This is a genomic window from Pukyongia salina (genome assembly GCF_002966125.1).
Classification (GTDB): domain Bacteria; phylum Bacteroidota; class Bacteroidia; order Flavobacteriales; family Flavobacteriaceae; genus Pukyongia; species Pukyongia salina.
In genome coordinates this window covers 2,195,703-2,209,838 of record NZ_CP027062.1, presented here as the reverse complement: position 1 = coordinate 2,209,838, position 14,136 = coordinate 2,195,703, and the positions used below count along the sequence as shown (strand labels likewise).

General features: G+C 40.5%; 14 protein-coding genes and 2 tRNA genes. 10 read left to right on the top strand and 6 right to left on the bottom strand.

Annotated elements, in window-relative coordinates:
* Nucleotides 1-42 precede the first annotated feature (42 nt).
* The gene (gene bamM, locus C5O00_RS10095; RefSeq protein ID WP_105217638.1) at nt 43-975 is read right to left on the bottom strand and encodes a beta-barrel assembly machine lipoprotein BamM; all 933 of its coding nucleotides are present in this window, start codon (nt 973-975) and stop codon (nt 43-45) included.
* A gap of 79 nt (nt 976-1,054) precedes the next feature.
* On the opposite strand from bamM, the gene hslR reads away from it, so the two are divergent.
* Together hslR and C5O00_RS10085 are read left to right on the top strand one after the other, a co-directional pair.
* The gene (gene hslR / locus C5O00_RS10090) at nt 1,055-1,429 is read left to right on the top strand and encodes an Hsp15 family ribosome-associated heat shock protein (protein ID WP_105216741.1); all 375 of its coding nucleotides are present in this window, start codon (nt 1,055-1,057) and stop codon (nt 1,427-1,429) included.
* Nucleotides 1,430-1,464: 35 nt separating this feature from the next.
* Entirely contained in the window at nt 1,465-1,965 is a 501-nt protein-coding gene (locus C5O00_RS10085; RefSeq protein WP_105216740.1) for a phosphoribosyltransferase family protein, read from the top strand.
* On the opposite strand, the gene C5O00_RS10080 is transcribed toward C5O00_RS10085, so the two are convergent.
* On the bottom strand, nt 1,957-2,478 hold the full coding sequence (locus C5O00_RS10080; protein ID WP_105216739.1) for a shikimate kinase: 522 nt from the start codon (nt 2,476-2,478) through the stop codon (nt 1,957-1,959). The genes C5O00_RS10085 and C5O00_RS10080 overlap by 9 nt on opposite strands.
* Nucleotides 2,479-2,629: 151 nt before the next feature.
* On the opposite strand from C5O00_RS10080, the gene C5O00_RS10075 reads away from it, so the two are divergent.
* The 7 genes from C5O00_RS10075 to C5O00_RS10045 all read left to right on the top strand — a co-directional run bounded on the left by C5O00_RS10075 (nt 2,630) and on the right by C5O00_RS10045 (nt 7,940).
* A tRNA-Lys gene (locus C5O00_RS10075) sits at nt 2,630-2,702 on the top strand.
* 36 nt (nt 2,703-2,738) lie between these two features.
* A tRNA-Leu gene (locus C5O00_RS10070) sits at nt 2,739-2,822 on the top strand.
* 689 nt (nt 2,823-3,511) lie between these two features.
* Nucleotides 3,512-4,423: a MerR family transcriptional regulator gene (locus C5O00_RS10065; RefSeq protein ID WP_105216738.1), complete on the top strand. Its 912-nt coding sequence runs from the start codon at nt 3,512-3,514 to the stop codon at nt 4,421-4,423.
* A gap of 56 nt (nt 4,424-4,479) precedes the next feature.
* On the top strand, nt 4,480-5,937 hold the full coding sequence (crtID, locus tag C5O00_RS10060) for a bifunctional phytoene desaturase/3,4-desaturase (protein WP_105216737.1): 1,458 nt from the start codon (nt 4,480-4,482) through the stop codon (nt 5,935-5,937).
* A 1-nt stretch (nt 5,938) separates the two neighbouring features.
* Nucleotides 5,939-6,781, top strand: a complete 843-nt coding sequence (locus tag C5O00_RS10055; RefSeq protein ID WP_105216736.1) for a phytoene/squalene synthase family protein — start codon at nt 5,939-5,941, stop codon at nt 6,779-6,781.
* 4 nt (nt 6,782-6,785) lie between these two features.
* The gene (locus C5O00_RS10050) at nt 6,786-7,235 is read left to right on the top strand and encodes a sterol desaturase family protein (protein WP_105216735.1); all 450 of its coding nucleotides are present in this window, start codon (nt 6,786-6,788) and stop codon (nt 7,233-7,235) included.
* A gap of 3 nt (nt 7,236-7,238) precedes the next feature.
* Nucleotides 7,239-7,940, top strand: a complete 702-nt coding sequence (locus tag C5O00_RS10045) for a lycopene cyclase domain-containing protein (protein WP_105216734.1) — start codon at nt 7,239-7,241, stop codon at nt 7,938-7,940.
* Here C5O00_RS10045 and C5O00_RS10040 read toward each other — a convergent pair.
* Complete coding sequence (locus C5O00_RS10040) at nt 7,934-8,491, bottom strand: TlpA family protein disulfide reductase (protein WP_105216733.1); 558 nt, start codon at nt 8,489-8,491, stop codon at nt 7,934-7,936. The genes C5O00_RS10045 and C5O00_RS10040 overlap by 7 nt on opposite strands.
* A 188-nt stretch (nt 8,492-8,679) precedes the next feature.
* Between C5O00_RS10040 and C5O00_RS10035 the strand changes: the two genes are divergently transcribed.
* On the top strand, nt 8,680-9,345 hold the full coding sequence (locus tag C5O00_RS10035; protein ID WP_105216732.1) for a hypothetical protein: 666 nt from the start codon (nt 8,680-8,682) through the stop codon (nt 9,343-9,345).
* Nucleotides 9,346-9,406: 61 nt separating this feature from the next.
* Here the strand turns inward: C5O00_RS10035 and C5O00_RS10030 are convergent, their stop codons facing one another.
* The 3 genes from C5O00_RS10030 to C5O00_RS10020 form a co-directional block, all read right to left on the bottom strand.
* Entirely contained in the window at nt 9,407-11,674 is a 2,268-nt protein-coding gene (locus tag C5O00_RS10030; protein WP_105216731.1) for an aconitate hydratase, read from the bottom strand.
* 225 nt (nt 11,675-11,899) lie between these two features.
* Nucleotides 11,900-13,048, bottom strand: coding sequence for an acyltransferase family protein (locus C5O00_RS10025; protein ID WP_105216730.1), 1,149 nt, complete (start codon nt 13,046-13,048; stop codon nt 11,900-11,902).
* Nucleotides 13,049-13,175: 127 nt separating this feature from the next.
* Nucleotides 13,176-14,129: an AAA family ATPase gene (locus C5O00_RS10020; protein WP_105216729.1), complete on the bottom strand. Its 954-nt coding sequence runs from the start codon at nt 14,127-14,129 to the stop codon at nt 13,176-13,178.
* Nucleotides 14,130-14,136: the final 7 nt, after the last annotated feature.

Below are 14,136 nucleotides of genomic sequence, written 5' to 3'. Positions count from 1 at the left end.
AGCGATGTGAGGCTTTTTTTTATTTCTAATAAAATGTTTTGATCAACTATCCGCATCCAGGTAATCCGGGATACCATCTCCGTCTTCATCCGGATAGGTTATGTTGCCATTTCCGTCGATTTCTATTTCATCACTGGTTGGTCTGCCGTCATTGTCGTCGTCGGCATCGGCATAATTAGGAAGCGAATCCCCATCGGTATCATCGTCTTCTTCCAGTTTATTTCCATTAAGATCTTCAACTACTGAAGGAACACCATCCCCATCCTGGTCACCCATTTCATTCTCATAAAGATGAAAGGCGAATATGAGCTGGGCATAGGTTGGAATAGAGGAAGTCACTGGCGGGTCGACATAATATCCCAGCCCTGCCGGCATGAACACAGCACCTATACCATAGCCTTCAAAACTCACCGAACCATCTGGGTTGGTTATAATTTCGGTGGCTCCTTTAAATTCTACCAGAGCGTCCTGTAATCCGTTTACTATAGCCGTCATATCGAAACGAACCGGGATAGTGGAAGCATCGAATCTTCGGGTGTAGTCGATAGTTGTTTCTTCTTTGTTTATAAAGATACCATCATAAGTGATTGTAGCGATATCAGGAAATTCGGGACGATCTCCATCGCCCTCTCTAACTTTTAGGTAATATAATTTATACTCCAGCCCATCTTTTAATCTGTCTTTCGCCATTTTAAAAGATACTTGCTGGCTAAGAGGGATCTTATTGGCATTGGCGCCTTCGATGGTGTCGAATTTTATCTGATAATCGAAATCGGCCGGTGGATTGGCAAATTCCTCATAATTATAAAAGTGCGTATCCAGGTACTCTTCAATGATCGCCTGGGAAAGCGGGGCTTCTTCAGCTCTATCCCTGGCAGGGATAAAATTATCCTCAGGATTATCGTCATTACCACAAGAAGTGGTCAAGGCAGACAACAAAAGTGCCAGAGAAAGAAAAGTAAGGTATTTTTTCATCATCATTTTTTAGGAGTCGCAAGATACAATTTTCCGCTATTTTTGTATTACTTATTAACGTAGATTTAAGTGGGACCGTATGAGGATCGACAAATATTTATGGTGTCTCCGCTATTATAAAACAAGGAGTAACGCAACCAGGGCATGTAAGAAAGGAGCGGTTTCTGTAAACCAGAGTAGCGTGAAGCCGTCCAGGGAGGTATATCCAGGCGATACTATCGTGTTACGCAAGAACCAGATAAATTATTCCCTTGAAGTGCTAGATCTGCCTGATAGCAGACTGGGTGCTAAACTTGTGGATATCTATAGAAAGGATACAACTCCTAAAGAAGCATTCGAGAGCAAGGAATTATTAAAATATTCCAGGGACTATTATCGTAAAAAAGGGGTTGGAAGGCCCACTAAAAAAGACCGCAGGGATCTTGAAGATTTTACCGATAGTGATGGCGAATAAAATAAGTGGTTTAGTATCTTTGAAAAAACATCTGCATGGAGGAACAAACTGTTATCCTGGACAAGACACAAATAGACCATAAATTAAAACGGATGGCCTATCAGGTTTATGAGGCTAATATCAACGAGAAAGAAGTTGTTATTGCGGGCATAGAGAGCAATGGCTTTTTGCTCGCCAAGAAATTAAAGCGTCTGGTTGAACGTATATCTCCTATAACTGTGATACTTTGCAAGGTAACTATAGACAAACAGAAACCTACCAACCCGGTAAAAACCTCTATAGATCCAGATGATTATACCAACAAATCACTAATCCTTGTGGACGACGTATTGCATAGTGGTACAACGTTGATATATGGTGTAAAACACTTCCTGGAAGTTCCTTTAAAGCAGTTTAAAACAGCGGTTCTGGTAGACAGGAATCACAAGAAATATCCTATTAAGGCAGATTTTAAAGGGATCTCTCTATCTACTTCTCTAAATGAAAATGTCGCGGTGATCTTCGAAAGGAATAACGACCGGGCTATTTTAGAATAACCGGGCGATTATCTCACGAACTATCTCTGTTACTTCCAGGCCATCTGTGATCACTATCTCGTTGGCCCGTTCGTATACGGCAGTACGTTCAAAAAGATGCTTTCTTATAAAATCGTTCAGGTCTTCGGTACTTTTCAAATGAGCAATTAACGGTCTCGATTCTTTTTCTATGAACAATCGTCCGGTTAAAACTTCAAGGGAGGTTTTCAGGTAGATGGTGGAAACATTGGGTTGTTGCAAAAGAAAATCCATAGTATTTCCGTAGCAGGGAGTGCCACCCCCGGTGGCTAGAACTACTTTTTTATTCTTTGAAAGCACATCTCGAATGGCTTCAGCTTCTTTTTTTCTGAAATAAATTTCGCCTTTGGTTTGAAAAATACCGGCTATGGTCTGGCTCTCGCTTTGCTCTATGAGTTGGTCGAGATCGTTGAATTGAAAATCCAGTGTTTGAGCAAGTGCCCTGCCAACCGCAGATTTCCCACTTCCCATATAACCAATAAGCACTAAATTCATGAATAAAAGGGATTTAAAATGAAGTCGATATGATGGCTTGAAATTATTAGTAAATTTAATTTAATATGCTTTGAAAAATAAATTTATTGATAGTATATTTGCACCCTCCTACGCTATAGGCGTGGGAGAATGCGCTTAGCGCGTTGAAGGCGACCTGATAGCTCAGTTGGTAGAGCACCTCCCTTTTAAGGAGGTGGTCCTGGGTTCGAGCCCCAGTCAGGTCACAAAAAAGTTAAGCCCTTTGGTTTAACTTTTTTTTTGCCCGGGTGCTGGAATTGGTAGACAGGCATGGTTGAGGGCCATGTGTCCAATAGGGCGTATGGGTTCGACTCCCATCTCGGGCACTGAAAGTCATTCTGAAAGGAGTGACTTTTTTTATTTCTAAAAACGAGCCCGTAACGGGCGTGGCGAGCCTATGGAATTTGTAAAGTGATGAACACAAATTTCAGAGGCGAGCCGGCAATCAATGAAACTCCCATCTGTATTATACCTTCCTAAATTTGATTACTTCTAATTTTTATTACCTAAAAACGAGCCCGTAACGGGTGTGGCGAGCCGATGGAATTTGTAATGTGATGAACACAAATTTCAGAGGCGAGCCGGCAATCAATAAAATTCCCATCTGTATTATACATTCCTAAATTTGATTACTTCTATTTTTTTTACCTAAATACGAGCCCGTAATGGGCGTGGCGAGCCTATGGAATTTGTAAAGTGATGAACACAAATTTCAGAGGCGAGCCGGCAATCAAGTAAACTCCCATCGGTATTATACATTCCTAAATTGGATTACTTCTATTTTTATTACCTAAATACGAGCCCGTAATGGGCATGGCGAGCCTATGGAATTTGTAAAGTGATGAACACAAATTTCAGAGGCGAGCCGGCAACGCAACAAACTTACTTAGAGCTGTCGACCATCTTTTGATAAAAATATCTGCTCTAAATTTTAATAAAAGCTGTTTACTTTTTAAGATTTTATATTAAACACCTTTGCAATATTTTCCTACCTTTCGCCTAATAAGTTCATAGAATGACCGTAAAAACGCAATTCAGCATCAAGGACCTTGAGCATTTAAGCAATGTGAAGGCTCACACCATCCGAATATGGGAAAAGCGATATAATTTACTACAACCCAGTCGGACCGACACCAACATCAGAGAATACGACCTTCACAACCTGAAGAAATTACTCAATGTCACTTTTTTATATAATGAAGGAATAAAGATCTCTAAAATCGCTAAACTAAGTGAGGCAGAGATCAACCAACTTGTATTGGATCACGGTACCACCAACACCAAGGATTTCGCCATTAAAACATTCATCTCTGCGATGCTCGATTTCGACGCCAGGCTTTTTACCACGACCTTCGATTCGCTTTCGGCCAAAAAATCATTCCGGCGGATATTCTTCGATGTATTCCTCCCGTTGCTGGATGAAATTGGTATCCTTTGGCAAACCGGAACCATCGATCCCTCACACGAACATTTTATATCCGAATTGGTAAAACAGCAAGTGATCCTGAAAACAGAAAAAGTTCAGCGAAAAAAAGCCAAACACGACAACGTGATCTTTACACTTTACTTACCATTTAAAGAGATCCATGAGATCGGACTCCTATACATCAACTACGAATTATTAAACGCTGGCTATAAAACCATTTATCTGGGGAACAATCTTTCCCTGGATAGTTTAAAATACGTCGTGAAACACCATAAGAATGTAAAATTTGTATCCTACTTTACTGTTAAACCCGATAAGCAAAGTCTCTTGGATTATACCCAAAAGTTCAACGAAAAAATTGGAGGTGAAAAGAAATTCGACCTATGGCTTCTAGGGCATAAAACCAAGGACCTTAACGGACATAAACTGGATAAGAATTTTACAGTTTTCTCTCAACTAACAGATTTTCTCGCGAAACTTGAAACATTAAAAAAATCATAAAATACATCGCCTAACAATATTTTGTTTAAAATATTGATAAATTTGTTAAACAAAATATGAAGAACATCGCTATTATCGGATCTGGTTTTTCATCCCTGGCCGCGGCGTCATATCTTGCCAAAGGGGGTAACTCGGTTACCATTTATGAAAAAAACCAGACTGTGGGTGGTAGAGCCAGACAGTTCAGGAAAAACGGATTCTCCTTCGATATGGGCCCTACCTGGTACTGGATGCCCGATGTTTTTGAGCGGTTTTTTTCCGACTTCAACAAAAAACCGTCCGATTATTACAAGCTCATTAAACTTAACCCGGCCTACTCCGTTTATTTTGGAGAGAGGGACTACATTACTATAGAAGACAGTCTGGAGAAGATTTGTGCAACTTTCGAAAGGGAAGAGAAAGGAAGTTCGATTAAACTAAAGAAGTTTATGGAGGAGGCACTGGACAACTACAATATCGCTATCAAAGATCTGGTATACAGACCGGGTATCTCACCTCTTGAACTAATTACACCGGTGACCATGCGTAAAATAGGGCAGTTTTTCTCTACCATCAGTAAGGAGGTACGTAAAGAGTTCAACAATCCCAGACTTATATCCATACTCGAGTTTCCTGTGCTTTTCCTTGGAGCCAAGCCATCAGATACGCCCGCATTTTATAGTTTTATGAACTACGCCGATTTCGGCCTGGGGACCTTTCATCCAAAAGACGGTATGTATTCTGTAATTCTCGCCATGAAGGAACTGGCAGAATCCCTGGGTGTTATTATAAATACTAACGCCAATGTGGAACAAATTCATGTAAAAGATAAAACCGTTCAGGGAATTACTGTGAATGGCAAAAAGATTCTTGCTGATATAGTTTTGAGTGGTGCAGATTACCACCATAGTGAAACACTTCTTCCTGAAGAATCTAGACAATACTCTGAAGCTTACTGGAGCAAGAAAACATTTGCACCTTCTTCCCTGCTATTCTATGTTGGTTTCGACAAAAAGATAGATAATACCGAACACCATACTTTATTCTTCGATGTAGACTTTAATGCGCACGCAAAAGATATATACGACGAACCAGCCTGGCCCGAAAATCCGTTGTTTTACGCTAGTTTTCCTTCCAAAACAGACAGCTCGGCAGCACCACAGAATAAAGAAGCGGCCATCTTCCTCATTCCGCTGGCGACAGGACTGGAAGATACACCCCAAATTCGTGAGGAATATTTTGAGAAGATCATGTCCAGATTTGAATTCCTTACCAAACAAGAAGTGAAAAAATACGTTATATTTAAAGAGTCCTACTGCATAAATGACTTTGTGGAAGATTATAATTCGTACAAAGGAAATGCATACGGCCTAGCAAACACCTTAATGCAAACGGCATTTTTGAGACCAAAATTGAGAAGCAAAAAGGTTAAAAATTTGTTCTTTACAGGACAGCTTACCGTTCCGGGCCCTGGTGTTCCCCCATCTTTGATCTCCGGAAAATTGGTAGCAGGTTTAATCGAAAAAGAAAAATAAAGTGAAAGAGATTTTTGATAATGTTTCTCAAATTTGCAGTCGGAAGGTGACCAAATTATATAGTACCTCCTTTTCCATGGCTACTAAGATGCTGGCACCCGGCATCAGGCAGGACATATACAATATTTACGGATTTGTGAGATTAGCCGATGAGATCGTCGATTCGTTTCACAGCTACAACAAAGAGGAGCTGTTTAACAAATTTGAGGAAGATCTGCACCATGCACTCGAGCATAAGATAAGTTTGAACCCTATTTTAAATTCGTTTCAACATACTGTAGCCAATTACAATATCGATCGGCACCTTATCGATTCGTTTATGGAAAGCATGCGATTAGACCTCAGCAAATCGGTTTATCTCACCGATGAAGAATTTAAAAAATACATATACGGATCGGCCGATGTAGTGGGACTAATGTGCCTTAAAGTATTTGTAAAAGGCGATCGTGTAAAATATGAAGCTCTAAAGGAATCGGCCATGCACCTTGGATCTGCCTTTCAAAAGGTAAACTTCCTAAGAGATCTGAAAGCAGATTATGAAACGCTTAACCGTTCGTATTTCCCTAACACTAACCTCTCAGCTTTGGATGAAGTCTCTAAAAAAGAGATCATCAATGAGATAGAAACCGATTTTAAAAAAGGATATCAGGGAATACTACACCTTCCTACAGAAGCAAAGTTTGGCGTGTTTATAGCCTACCGTTATTACAGGCGCCTGCTTAAGAAATTAGCAAAAACTCCTGCAATGGAGATTAAGAACGCACGGATTCGTGTTCCTAATTACGAAAAGTTTGGGTTGCTAACTCGTAGTTATGTTAAATATCATTTAAACCTGGTAAAATAAGATTATGACGACTCTTTTTTGGATACTCATCTTTTTAGCCACTTTCTGTTTTATGGAGTTCATGGCCTGGTTTACTCATAAATATATCATGCATGGATTTTTATGGACTCTCCACAAGGATCATCATAAGAAAGATCATGGCAGTTGGTGGGAACGCAACGATCTCTTTTTTATTTTTTATGCAGCTGTAAGTATTGGTTGCTTTATAGGATGGCAGTATTACGGATTTTGGGCCGGTCTGCCAATTGGATTAGGGATCTTCGCCTATGGCCTTACCTATTTTCTGGTTCACGATATTTTTATTCATCAAAGGTTTAAAATATTCCGTAACGCCAATAATTGGTACGCTAAAGGAATTAGACGAGCGCATAAAATACATCACAAACACCTGGGTAAGGAAAAAGGAGAATGTTTTGGTATGCTTGTTCCACCCCTAAAATATTTCAAAAAATAACGGATGGAATATTTATACCTGTGGCTTAACATCGGTTCCTTCATCATTCCTTTTTTGTTCAGTTTTCATCCAAGATTACGCTTCTATCGTAAATGGAAACAATTATTTTCAGGAATCCTGATCATGATGGCCATATTTATTCCGTGGGACATATTTTTTACGCATTACGGGATATGGGGCTTTAATCCAGATTATCTCATCGGGATCGACATCCTGGGATTACCTCTTGAAGAATGGCTTTTCTTTATTTGTATTCCCTATGCCTGTATTTTCACCCATTACGCCTTACTGGAACTGTTTCCCCGGTTCTATTTCGGGAAATATACTACAGCTACTGTCTATATCACGATCGTAACCACTCTTATAATCCTTCTATGGTACTATTACGATAGATGGTATACGCTTGTAAACTTCTGTTTCGGGTTATTTATTCTTGCCCTGGTGCAATCTAAGCGAAGTCAATTGTTACCTTCATTTTTTGCTACCTATACGGTGATCCTAATTCCTTTTTTTATCGTTAACGGAATACTTACCGGTACGGGGATTGAAGAACAGGTGGTATGGTACAATAATGCTGAAAATTTAGGTATTCGGCTAAAAACAATCCCCGTAGAGGACCTTATCTATAACCTGGGAATGTTGTTAACGGTATTATTTATTTCTGATGTAATTTCAGAAAAGAAAGAAGAAAACAATACTCACTGAAGTAAACTATCAAGTAAGGCGCGTACTTTCTCACTATCCCATTTGGCTGCACCTGTTTTCTGAATTAGTATCCTACCATTTTTATCGATGAGAAAGGTAGTAGGAATGGTGGTAACCTGCATTTCGGCCGGTGGTCTTTCAACTTCTATATATACGGGTAGCTCATAATTTTTTTTCTGAAGAAATCTCTGCACGGTTCCAGGATCCTCTGCCGAAACAAAGTAGAAATCTACACGATCTCCATACCTGTTGTACAAACGCTGCATCGAAGGTAATTCGGCCACACATGGAGGACACCAGGTGGCCCACAAATTCACAATACACACCTTATTATGCGAATCGGAGAAATTTTTCGTACCGCCATCAACCTCAGAAAGCGTCCAGTTGTAATCGCTCAACATAACTCTTTCAGATTCATCCAATACCCCGGGTGAGATCATTAAAAGTCGTTGTACAAAGGCTTTGATCGGGACACCGGTAGGTGGATAGAGTAAAAGTCCGAAAATCGTTAAGAATAATAGCGTAAATAGATGTTTTCTGATAAACTTCATGCGTAAAAATAGACAGATTCCTACAAAATATAACCTACAATACCCGTTTTTAGACGCTCTCTAACCCCCATATTTACACAAACATCCAGATAAATCGTGTATTTTGTCGATTTTTTTTGCATTTCATAGATATAGTTTCTATGTTTACAAGACTCCCCTTTTGTTCAACTTAGTAAAATTATTGTCCCATGAAAAGCCTACTCATTGGTTTTTTCTTGGTTACATTACCTCTTTTTGGACAGGTGGGAATCGGGACTACAGCTCCCGTTGCGCAACTAGATATTAACGGTGATGTGATCATTAGAGAAATCACAACCGAAAGCAATGCTCAACTTGCTAAAGACTCGCTCCTTATTACCAACGCAGGATTGGTAAAGAAAATTTCAGCAGAAGACCTTATTGATGCTACATTACCTACAGCGGTTAAAGGAAATTTTTCCTCTGGCGGACTTATTAATGTATCCTTACTTACCGGATCTATCATTATCCCTTTCGATTCGGAGGATTTTGATATGGGTGGAGAATACGACACTACTACCTACACCTATACCGCCACAGACGCCGGTATCTTCGACATCTACGTTCAGATCGAAGCAGATGCAACCATTGGTATTGCCACCAATTTTGGAGTAAAAATAATGCATAATGGAGTGGTGGCACAGCGAAACAGTTTTGCAAATGTGGGTGTCTTGGGTGCCAATGTGACCCCACCATTGCGCTCGGTTCGAACATTATTACAACTTAATATTGGAGATACTATAAACTTTGAGGTGGAGGGCGACATTGCTTTGGGCTCGGTCAATCTTATCGGAAACGATCTTGATAGCTTCTTCACCATCCATCAGGTGCGATAAAGGCTGACCGAAAAAAAACTCCTGCGTAGGCAGGAGTTTTTTATTTTATATTCAGAACGATTTAAGCGTTGTTCTGCTTCTTTATTAAATTCAATGCCGATCCTTCACGATACCATTCTATCTGTGCATCATTGTACGTATGATTAGCCAAGATCGTATCCTTGCTTCCATCGGCGTGCACTACCTCAATGGTAAGTGGTTTCCCGGGAGCAAATTCGGAGATATCAACAAAATTGAAAGTATCATCTTCCTGAATGAGATCGTAATCGTTCTCATTGGCGAAAGTTAGCCCAAGCATTCCCTGTTTTTTTAGATTGGTCTCGTGGATTCTCGCGAACGATTTCACCAAAACCGCTGCCACTCCAAGGTGACGAGGCTGCATAGCAGCATGCTCTCGTGAGGAACCTTCTCCGTAGTTGTGATCTCCCACTACTATGGTCTTTATCCCAGCTTTTTTATAGGCTCGCTGCGTATCGGGAACACCTCCGTATTCTCCATCTAACTGATTTTTAACAAAATTTGTCTTCTTGTTAAAAGCATTTACTGCACCTATAAGTGTATTGTTTGCGATATTATCCAGATGCCCTCTATATCGTAGCCAGGGCCCGGCCATCGAAATATGGTCTGTGGTACATTTACCAAAAGCTTTTATCAGCAACTTAACGCCTTGTAGCTCCTCATCTTTTATGGGTTCGAAAGGGGTTAATAACTGAAGTCGTTCGCTGTTAGGATTCACTACCACATTCACACCACTTCCATCAGCATCCGGCTCCAGATAACCAGCATCTTCAACTTCAAATCCGCGCGGTGGTAATTCAATTCCTCTGGGTTCGTCCAGCTTCACTTCTTCTCCATCCTCATTGAGGAGGGAATCGTTCATGGGGTCGAAATCCAACCGCCCCGAAATAGCTATCGCAGCAACCATCTCCGGCGAACCTACAAATGCATGTGTATTCGGGTTTCCATCCGCTCGCTTGGAGAAGTTTCTATTAAAGGAATGAACAATGGTGTTCTTTTCATCTCCAAGAACATCGCTTCTGTCCCACTGCCCTATACATGGACCGCAGGCATTGGTGAATATAGTGGCTCCAAGATCTTCGAAAACTCGTAACAAGCCATCCCGTTCAGCGGTATATCGTATCTGCTCCGAACCTGGATTGATCCCGAAATCACTTTTAGGTTTCAATTTTTTGTCAATAGCCTGCTGAGCAATAGACGCAGCTCTGGTAAGATCTTCATAAGATGAATTTGTACAAGATCCTATCAATCCCCACATCACATTGATCGGCCAGTCGTTTTCCCGAGCCTTCTTCCCAAGCTCTCCCACAGGTGTGGCAAGATCGGGAGTGAAGGGCCCATTGAGATGAGGGCGTAACGTAGAAAGGTTGATTTCAATTACCTGATCGAAATATTTTTCGGGATTTTCATACACCTCTGGATCTCCAGTAAGATAATCTTTGATCTTATTTGCCTCATCGGCAATTTCGGAACGATCTGTAGCTCTTAGAAAACGCTCCATCGCCTCATCGTAGCCGAATGTAGAGGTGGTGGCACCAATCTCGGCGCCCATGTTACATATGGTTCCTTTCCCAGTACACGACAAGTTCTTCGCACCCGGACCAAAATATTCCACAATAGCACCAGTTCCGCCTTTTACTGTCAAGATTCCCGCCACTTTTAAGATCACATCTTTAGAGGCAGTCCAGCCATTTAGTTCGCCGGTAAGTTTTACACCGATAAGCTTCGGGAATTTAAGTTCCCAGGGCATCCCGGCCATTACATCTACTGCATCTGCTCCTCCTACTCCAACAGCGACCATTCCAAGACCACCGGCATTTACCGTATGCGAATCTGTACCAATCATCATTCCACCCGGGAAGGCATAGTTCTCCAAAACTACCTGGTGAATGATCCCCGCTCCTGGTTTCCAAAATCCTATTCCATACTTATTAGAAACAGATTCAAGAAAATCGAAAACTTCATTACTGGTATCGTTTGCCCTTTTTAGATCGGCCACAGCACCATCTCTTGCCTGGATCAAGTGATCACAATGTACCGTGGTAGGTACAGCAACTTTACTTTTTCCAGCCTGCATAAACTGCAACAAGGCCATTTGCGCAGTGGCATCCTGACAAGCGATCCTGTCTGGTGCAAAATCTACATAATCCTTTCCTCTGGTGAAGGCTCTGGATGGAGAACCGTCCCAGAGATGTGCGTATAAAATCTTTTCTGAAAGTGTAAGGGGTTTACCTACCACCTCACGCGCCTTATCAACCCGAGACGGAAGTTCAGAATAAACCTTCTTTATCATGTCAATGTCGAAAGCCATATTTAATTTTTTTTGGTTATCTGCGAATCAAAACATCATTCAACTTCTATTATCTCACCCGAGAAGATCATTGCTTTAATTCGAACTGCGAAAGTACAAAATTTTAAAATAATTTAAAAATATCTAACAAAACTGCTTTTTAAATAAATATACTTCAGAAAAAAACAATATTTATTGCATTATATTAATGATTTGGCAATTTTTAATACTGAATTTTATGAAATTCTAATTTTTATCTTGTCCCAACCACTTTAAAATTCGAGGTGAATCCCTTAAATCGGTTACAGGTTTTTCGAAGTATCTGTACAACAGGTAGGAAAACAGTATCGTAATCCCCCAATAAAGAAAAGTATACAACCATAATGATACTCCTGTAAGCTCTTCGGAAGGGAAAATGGTCTTAAGACTATGTAATATGATCGTATAGTGCAATAAATACAACGAATACGATATTAGACTGATGGTAGTGAAGAATCTTACAGCTACGGCCGACTTAAGTTCCATGGTTACCAAATATGGTATAAGACAACAGATCGCTATCGAATGAATCGCCAGATAAAAGATGATCATAAACCCGGGCGTTTGCTCTACTGTAATTCCCAGAGGTACTCTTAGAATGTTCAGAAAAACAAGAGTGAATAAACCTATAAAAAGCAACATTCGTTCGTGTTTATGGACCCACTCTGTATACTTATTATAGAAATAACGCAGTAAGAAACCCCAATAAACGGCATCCAGGCGATAAATAAGTACTTTACGTATGGACTCATTCCACTCATAGATATCTGCTACCGAGTTGTTGTAGTAAAAATAGACCTTGGTTAAAGTGAAACAAAGCAGAATGAAAATGGTTACCCAGAGATAGAATCGATCCCTGTTCTTCTTCGGAAACAAAACCACCAAACCATACAATAGAAACGGCCCGATTATATACGAAAACTGCTCTACCGCCAAACTCCAGGATACTCTGTAAAAAGGAAGGGATGTGTCTGCAAAATTCTGAATGTAAAGGATGTATTTGTATATCTTCTCGGGAAATTCGCCATAAATGAAATACCAAACTAACACATTAACGAACAACAACAAATAGTAGTTGGGAAAAGTTCTAAACCATCTTCGGAATAAAAAATGTTTTATGTTCCTGAAAGAGAAATCTGGTAGCAGCAATTCCCTCCAAACGATCTTACCTATTAAAAATCCACTAATGATAAAGAATATTTCTACTCCGGCTGTCCCGCTTAATTGCATTGCAGCACTTACCACTCTGGGGTAATTATCACTTATCCATAAAGAGTGTGAGAAGAGAACCAGCAATATCGCGAAGGTCCTGGCTACATCCAGGCCTACGTTTCTCTTTTTATTACTGATATTCATATAATGCGGTTGGCGTATATGGACGTGAAGTTACTAAAATTTAGAACAGCAGGTTAGCAATTATACTCCCCTCAATTCTCAATTCATCCTTGAAAGGATCGATAGCACAAGTAGCCGAAATCTGATCTTAGTACAAACTAGTGATGATCTCTTCTATGGTAAGCCCCTCCGCCTCGGCCTTATAGTTTTTTATAAGCCTGTGACGTAATATTCCAATAGCTGCTTTCTGTACATCCTCAATATCTGGGGAAAATTTACCATTTAAAGCAGCATGAGTTTTTGCTGCCAGGATTAAGTTTTGCGATGCCCTAGGACCTGCACCCCAATCAATATAATTTTTAATGATCTCCGGGGCGGCCTGGCTCTTTGGCCTGGTTTTACCTACTAAAGTTACGGCATATTCGATCACATTATCGGCGACCGGTATCTTCCTTATAAGTTGTTGATATTGTACGATCTCATCGCCCGAAAAAAGTGAATTAACAGATCGGGTTTCCCCTCCTGTTGTGGTCTTAACTACTTCTACCTCTTCCGAAAAGGATGGATATTCTAGATTGATCGCAAACATAAATCGATCCAGTTGCGCCTCGGGCAGTGGGTAGGTACCTTCCTGCTCTATTGGGTTTTGAGTTGCCAATACAAAATAGGGGCTGTCCAGCTCATATCTATGCCCGGCCACAGTAACAACACGCTCCTGCATGGCCTCTAGTAAAGCAGCCTGGGTTTTAGGTGGAGTCCGGTTGATCTCATCCGCCAAAATGATGTTGGAAAATATTGGACCTTTTATGAATTTAAATTCTCTGTTCTGGTCCAGAATTTCAGATCCCAGGATATCACTGGGCATCAAGTCTGGGGTAAATTGAATTCGCTTAAATTTTAAACCAAGTGCCTCGGCTACCGTGTGTACTAATAATGTTTTAGCTAATCCTGGCACACCTATAAGCAGCGCATGTCCTCCGGAGAAGATGGATAGCAGTACTTGCTCCACGACATCATCCTGTCCTACAATTACTTTCTTTATTTCCTGCCGTAAGGCGTTGTGTTTTTTTACTAATTGTTCTACTGCTGCTATATCCGACATAAATACG

Coding starts and splice junctions, on each gene's coding strand:
- C5O00_RS10035 (WP_105216732.1), top strand. CDS start 8,680: ATGAAAAGCCTACTCATTGGTTTTTTCTTGGTTACATTACCTCTTTTT.
- C5O00_RS10080 (WP_105216739.1), bottom strand. CDS start 2,478: ATGAATTTAGTGCTTATTGGTTATATGGGAAGTGGGAAATCTGCGGTT.
- C5O00_RS10085 (WP_105216740.1), top strand. CDS start 1,465: ATGGAGGAACAAACTGTTATCCTGGACAAGACACAAATAGACCATAAA.
- C5O00_RS10050 (WP_105216735.1), top strand. CDS start 6,786: ATGACGACTCTTTTTTGGATACTCATCTTTTTAGCCACTTTCTGTTTT.
- C5O00_RS10030 (WP_105216731.1), bottom strand. CDS start 11,674: ATGGCTTTCGACATTGACATGATAAAGAAGGTTTATTCTGAACTTCCG.
- C5O00_RS10040 (WP_105216733.1), bottom strand. CDS start 8,491: ATGAAGTTTATCAGAAAACATCTATTTACGCTATTATTCTTAACGATT.
- C5O00_RS10020 (WP_105216729.1), bottom strand. CDS start 14,129: ATGTCGGATATAGCAGCAGTAGAACAATTAGTAAAAAAACACAACGCC.
- hslR (WP_105216741.1), top strand. CDS start 1,055: ATGAGGATCGACAAATATTTATGGTGTCTCCGCTATTATAAAACAAGG.
- bamM (WP_105217638.1), bottom strand. CDS start 975: ATGAAAAAATACCTTACTTTTCTTTCTCTGGCACTTTTGTTGTCTGCC.
- C5O00_RS10065 (WP_105216738.1), top strand. CDS start 3,512: ATGACCGTAAAAACGCAATTCAGCATCAAGGACCTTGAGCATTTAAGC.
- C5O00_RS10045 (WP_105216734.1), top strand. CDS start 7,239: ATGGAATATTTATACCTGTGGCTTAACATCGGTTCCTTCATCATTCCT.
- C5O00_RS10025 (WP_105216730.1), bottom strand. CDS start 13,048: ATGAATATCAGTAATAAAAAGAGAAACGTAGGCCTGGATGTAGCCAGG.
- crtID (WP_105216737.1), top strand. CDS start 4,480: ATGAAGAACATCGCTATTATCGGATCTGGTTTTTCATCCCTGGCCGCG.